The sequence below is a fragment of the Roseomonas sp. 18066 genome, from assembly GCF_902706185.1.
GTDB lineage: Bacteria > Pseudomonadota > Alphaproteobacteria > Acetobacterales > Acetobacteraceae > Pseudoroseomonas.
Map to the genome: position 1 here is coordinate 1 of NZ_CACSJM010000287.1, position 2,550 is coordinate 2,550.

Annotated in this window: 3 protein-coding genes; 1 reads left to right on the forward strand and 2 read right to left on the reverse strand. The window is 59.2% G+C overall.

Going from position 1 to position 2,550, the window contains the following annotated elements; translation table 11 throughout:
• Positions 1 to 210 precede the first annotated feature (210 nt).
• A complete protein-coding gene (locus GVN67_RS28680; protein WP_160000710.1) occupies positions 211 to 1,239 on the forward strand; it encodes an AI-2E family transporter in 1,029 nt (342 codons plus the stop codon).
• A 33-nt stretch (positions 1,240 to 1,272) separates the two neighbouring features.
• On the opposite strand, the gene GVN67_RS28685 is transcribed toward GVN67_RS28680, so the two are convergent.
• Together GVN67_RS28685 and GVN67_RS28690 are read right to left on the reverse strand one after the other, a co-directional pair.
• Complete coding sequence (locus tag GVN67_RS28685) at positions 1,273 to 2,196, reverse strand: hypothetical protein (RefSeq protein WP_160000711.1); 924 nt, start codon at positions 2,194 to 2,196, stop codon at positions 1,273 to 1,275.
• A gap of 66 nt (positions 2,197 to 2,262) precedes the next feature.
• Positions 2,263 to 2,550, reverse strand: a 288-nt coding sequence (locus GVN67_RS28690; protein ID WP_160000712.1) for an energy transducer TonB, incomplete at its 5' end; no start/stop codon positions are given.

The following is a 2,550-nucleotide window of genomic DNA, read 5'->3' on the forward strand; positions in this document are numbered from 1 at the left end:
CCCCGAGCATGACCTTAACTTTTTCCCGCAACCTTCGCGGCGGCCGCGCATTGGATACGGCGTCCGCGCCCGCAGAAGCGGCGCGGCGAGGTCGGGGACAGAAGGTCCCCGAACCCCCTTCTCGGTTGCAGCATGGAACGGGTGGGGGTCTGGGGGAGTGGATCCCCCAGCCTTGTCTTGTCGTGTGCGGGCTGTCGGGGAGGGTCGCGCATGTCGCGCCGGGGCGTATCGCTGATCGTGCTGGCCGTGGTGCTGGGGCTGCTGCTTTGGCAGCTGCCGGAAGTGCCGCTGCTGGTCTTCGCCGCCGCCCTGCTGGGCGTCTTCCTGTTCTCGGGCGGGAAATTGCTGCGGCGGGTGCTGCCGGTGTCGAACGGCGCGGCCGTTGGCCTGTTCATTCTGACCCTGCTGCTGATCAGCGCCGCGCTGGGCATGATGGCCGCCCGCCCGATCGCCGACCAGCTGAACGAGTTGTGGCAGCAGGTGCCCGCCGCCGCCGCCAGCCTGTCCGAGCGCCTGTCCCACTACCGCTGGGGGCAGGAGCTGCTGTCCCGCCTGCAATCGGGCAATATTTCTCTTCCTGCCGGCGGGGGGACCACCGCCTTCACGGCGCTGAACACCACCTTCGGCGCGCTGGCCAACCTGGTGCTGGTGGTCTTCCTCGGGCTGTATTTCGCGCTCGACCCGGCGCTGTACCGCCGCGGCATCGAGGCGCTGCTGGCGCCCTCGCTGCGCCCCCGCGCCCGCGCCATCGCGGAGGAAGCGGCGGCGACGCTGCGCGGCTGGCTGGGCGCGCAGCTGATCTGCATGGCGGTGATCGGCAGCCTGACCGGCATCGGGCTATGGCTGATCGGCCTGCCGCTGGCGCCCGTCCTGGGGCTGATCGCCGCCCTGCTGGCCTTCATCCCGACGGTGGGGCCGGTGCTGTCCGCCGTGCCCGGCGTGCTGCTGGGCCTGGCCCAGGGGCAGCAGACGGCACTGGCCGTGGTCGGCGTCTACCTGGCCGTGCAGTCGGTCGAAAGCTACCTGGTCACCCCCTATGTCCAGCGCCGCAACGTCGACCTGCCGGAGGCGGTGACCATCGTCGCCCTGCTCGCCTTCGGCCTGATCTACGGCTTCCTGGGCATGCTGCTGGCGACGCCGCTGGCGGCGGTGATGCTGATGCTGGTGAAGCGGATCTATGTGGAAGGCTATCTGGAGGCGGAGCCGGAGGGGCAGAAGGGGGTGATTTTGAGGGGGTGAAGCAGTCCTTGCAGCACCTTTCCACCCGAATGTTTATGTAAAGATTCGCCTGGAAGATTCTAAGCGAATGCCGGCATCAACGACAAAATCTATGCACCTTTCCGCAACTCTCCTTAATTCATCGCCCGTTGGCTCCACAGGATATCGAGAACCCCAATAAACATCCCTATGCCCGTCAGCATACTTCCTAACTGAGGGGGTTATTGATTTGAATTCAATGTAACTATTGAAATCAATTCCTTGGCCAATAACAATTATAGCTTCGGATAATTTTCCAGAAACTTTGTCAATCTTATCGATCAACTCGTTAGCGACCTGGCCGATCACCTGATCACCCTGCCGGGAGCCAACTACATTTCTAGCCTGCGGCGGCAAATTAATGCCCAGCATCCTGTCTTCTTTGATTGAATACCCATTTTTTCGGGAATAAATAAAATTATCAATCATCACAGCAAAAGCCGTTGCAGATAGCTCGATAGAATCAACGAAACCACCATTGAATATCTTACCTTCAGAATTCTCGATTAATTTTCTTGCCTCTAAGTTATTAATCAAGAACTTCATGCTTATGGAACTAAATTCCAAAGAAAAATCTATGGTAGAATTTTCAACGAAAAAATTCCTAGTAGAAGCCCTAAACCCTTCTATTTCTTCCGCAGCCGGCAGAACACCTTGATGCTTCAGTCCCCGCCTAGCGGCATTGAGCCTTCGCATAGACTCTTTCTGCGCCAAATCGACCCCACTATCGGACGAGTACTTCCAGTATTCCATAAAATCCATTCGCTCTTTTCCAAACGAATGCTTTTCGGAAACTACCTGTAGAAAAAACTCGACCGAATCATGAAACGCCAAGATCGCCAAACCAGCAGCCGGTGTAGGGCCGCGGGACTGAACAACACCGCTTTCAAAGAGATGACGTGCTAGCGCAAGACGTCTCATTTGGTCGAAGTTTGGCATTTACTCTCCCCAGACATCGTTTAATTTGATGATATCAGTCGGTCACGGTCCCCATATTTCAACTTATCACCGCGTGATCAAACGATAATGCAGCGTAAACCGCATTGTCGTCGTCTCCCCCGGCATATCCCAGGTAAAGGCCGGCCCCACCTGATCCCTGAACAGCGCGATCGACGCCGCATCCAGCCAGCGCGACCCTGACCGGGTGGAGATACGGGCCGACAGGATGCGCCCGTCACGCGCGATTTCCATGTCCACCACCGCCGTCCCGTCTTCCCCCGCCATTGCGGCCTGCGGCGGGTAGAAGCCGCGGCGCTGCACCCAGGCTTGGAAGGCCCGGCCCCAGCCCTGCCC

Bases quoted from the DNA above. Each gene is read 5' to 3' on its own strand.
- GVN67_RS28685 (WP_160000711.1), bottom strand. From the start codon at position 2,196: ATGCCAAACTTCGACCAAATGAGACGTCTTGCGCTAGCACGTCATCTC.
- GVN67_RS28680 (WP_160000710.1), top strand. From the start codon at position 211: ATGTCGCGCCGGGGCGTATCGCTGATCGTGCTGGCCGTGGTGCTGGGG.